Annotated in this window: 2 protein-coding genes; one reads left to right on the forward strand and one right to left on the reverse strand. The window is 52.4% G+C overall.

Going from position 1 to position 2,997, the window contains the following annotated elements; translation table 11 throughout:
• Nucleotides 1-69: 69 nt before the first annotated feature.
• Nucleotides 70-1,326 carry a phosphoribosylamine--glycine ligase gene (gene purD / locus ABNT28_RS10665; protein WP_348721581.1) on the reverse strand — a complete coding sequence of 419 codons (1,257 nt, stop codon included), beginning with the start codon at nucleotides 1,324-1,326 and terminating at the stop codon, nucleotides 70-72.
• 73 nt (nucleotides 1,327-1,399) lie between these two features.
• Between purD and xseA the strand changes: the two genes are divergently transcribed.
• A complete protein-coding gene (gene xseA / locus ABNT28_RS10670; RefSeq protein ID WP_332924104.1) occupies nucleotides 1,400-2,869 on the forward strand; it encodes an exodeoxyribonuclease VII large subunit in 1,470 nt (489 codons plus the stop codon).
• Nucleotides 2,870-2,997: the final 128 nt, after the last annotated feature.

Raw genomic sequence — 2,997 nt, forward strand, 5'->3', positions numbered from 1 at the left:
AGAAATTTATGGCGGCCTGTCTGAACAGGCTGCCAGCGCTGTGCTGTCAGATTTTTTTGCGACGAAACGCTAGCTATCAGCCGCAATATCAGTGCGATAAAACCCGTCTGGCCAGTCGATTTTGGCAACTGCGTCATACGCCTTTTGGCGGGCTGAATGCGCATCATTGCCCATGCCCGTTACGGCCAGAACACGGCCACCTGAGGCAATAAGCTGTCCATGTTTATCACGTGCTGTACCTGCGTGAAAAACAATACAATCTGGGTCGTTATTTTCACTGATATTGATGGTGCTACCTTTGTCATAGTCCCCCGGATAGCCTTTAGTTGCCATCACTATGGTCACGGCATTGGCGTCGTCCCAGCGCATGTCAAAATGGCCTAGACCGCCATCTGTTGCTGCCAGCATCGCACTGACGACATCGGTTTTCAGTCGTGGCAGAATGACCTGTGCTTCGGGATCACCAAAGCGGCAGTTGAATTCGATAACCTGCGGGCCATGTGTGGTCAGCATCAACCCTACATAAAGAACACCCCGATAAGGGGTGCCTTCCACAGTCATACCGCGCGCCAGCGGGCGGACAATGCTATCCATCACCTGTTCAATCAAAGTATCATCAAGTCGGGGTGATGGTGAAATAGCGCCCATGCCACCAGTGTTTGGGCCTTTATCACCATCAAAGGCACGTTTGTGATCTTGTGCGCTGGCCATATAAAGCGCGTCATTACCATCAAGCAAAGCGAAAAGCGAGGCTTCGGGCCCCAAAATACGTTCTTCGATCAGAATGGTCTTGCTGGCATCGCCAAACCGACCGCCAAGCATAGCATCGGCGGCGGCTTTGGCGTCATCGCCTGTATCAGCAACAACAACGCCTTTTCCTGCAGCAAGGCCATCGGCCTTGACCACGCAAAATCCGTTCAACGCGTCAATATGCCGATATGCAGTGTCTTTGTCTTGGGCGGCAAAAAATCTAGGTTGGGGGATATTGTGACGGGTGCAGAAATCACGGGCAAAGGCTTTTGATCCTTCAAGCTGTGCCGCCGCCGCTGAGGGACCAAAGGCACGAATACCAGCGGCATCCAACCGATCAGCCAGTCCGGCAACAAGCGGGGCTTCAGGGCCGATTACAACCAGATCAACCGTTTCTTCTACGGCATAATCGAATAATGCGTCATAATCATCCGCCTTGATCTGTATCAATGTGCCAAGCCCTTCCATACCCGGGTTACCAGGCGCGATTCGTAAATCCGAGGTCAGCGGTGAGTCGGCAATTGATCGGGCAAGTGCATGTTCGCGCCCGCCACCACCGATCAGTAGAATTTTCATCTTGCTTTACTTCCTTTGGAGTTGCGGCAACGCCAATATGCCATAGAATGGGTACCTTATGAAAGAGACCCTGATGACCGAAACAGACGATACTTATAACAGCCAGAACAGCGCCACCTCAGCAGGTGATAACGCACCCTATATGACGATTGGCGAATTGTCCAAACGCGTCAAGGCCACTGTCGAAGGGGCGTTTGATTATGTAAGGGTGCGGGCAGAAATTTCGCGGCCAACCCGCGCGCCATCTGGTCATGTCTATTTCACGTTGAAAGATGACCGCTCTACTCTGGCCGCGGTTTGCTGGAAAACGGTAGCGGGTAATTTGCAGGTACAGCCTGAAGAAGGGCTAGAGGTAATCTGTTCAGGCAAGCTGACCACATATCCCGGTCAGTCTAAATATCAGATTGTTGTCAATCAGATGGAAATGGCTGGCGAAGGCGCGATGCTGAAAATGCTCGAGGAACGCCGCCGTATGCTGGCGGCTGAGGGACTTTTTGACCCTGGTCGAAAACGACCAATTCCCGAAATGCCAACGACTATTGGCGTGATTACCAGCCCGACGGGCGCTGTTATACGTGATATTTTACATCGTCTTGATGCGCGGTTTGGCGTGCATGTTCTGGTTTGGGGCACGCTTGTTCAAGGCAAAAGCGCAGCAGGACAGGTTGCCGCGGCTATTCGCGGATTTGATGCGATGCCTTCAGATGGTGCAATTCCGCGCCCTGATATGTTGATTGTTGCGCGTGGTGGCGGCGCGCTGGAAGATTTATGGGCATTTAATGAAGAAGAAGTTGTCCGCGCTGTAGCTGATTGTTCTTTGCCGGTAATTTCGGCAATTGGTCATGAAACCGATACAACATTAATTGATTTTGCAGCCGATCTGCGTGCGCCAACGCCAACCGCGGCGGCTGAATTGGCAGTGCCAGTACGTGCTGACCTTGCCGCGCATATAAGCGAGACCGAAGCACGCTTGAAACGCAGCATCAGCCAACGGCTGGAAACAACAGACCAGATGCTACGTATAGCCGCGCGCGGTTTACTTGATCCAGCTGAAATGATTGCCCGTCGAGGGCAGATGCTTGATTATGCGCTGGCTGGGCTGAACACGTCACTGGAACGTGTGCTGGCTAAAAGGCGGCTTGATTTATCTGGTCTGGCTGGACGGTTACGTCCACCTGAGACAAGGCTTGCCGAAATGAGTGGCCATTTCATCCGGCTATCGGATCGCCTTGCCAATGTATTTGGACAGATGCTTGAGCGGCATGAGCAGGCTGTAAATTCTGCGGGAAAATTACTGCAAGCCAATTCATTTGAACGTGTTCTTGATCGTGGATTTGCTCTAGTCACCAATGCCGAAGGTACGCCGCTAAAACGTGCCATTGATGCGCCGCAGGGTGCCGAAGTCACATTACGCTTTGCTGATGCCAGCCGCCAGGCATTGCTTGACCCGGATGGCACTGCCCATAAAGCACCAAAACCAGCCAAAAAAGCCACCACCAAACTGTCTGTCACCAAAGATACAAAGCAGGACAGTCTGTTCTAGACATCCCCCGATCTAAACATCTTTCGTCCAGCGCCGATGCGGCCAGAACCATTGTTCGGGATGCTGGGTTATCCAGCCCTCGATGGTCTTGTTAATTGCCGTTGCCGCGTCAAGAACACTTTCATCAT

It is taken from the genome of uncultured Candidatus Puniceispirillum sp., assembly GCF_963979125.1.
Lineage (GTDB): Bacteria > Pseudomonadota > Alphaproteobacteria > Puniceispirillales > Puniceispirillaceae > Puniceispirillum.

Excerpts from the sequence above, each read along its gene's own strand:
- xseA (WP_332924104.1), top strand. The coding sequence starts at position 1,400 with ATGACCGAAACAGACGATACTTATAACAGCCAGAACAGCGCCACCTCA.
- purD (WP_348721581.1), bottom strand. The coding sequence starts at position 1,326 with ATGAAAATTCTACTGATCGGTGGTGGCGGGCGCGAACATGCACTTGCC.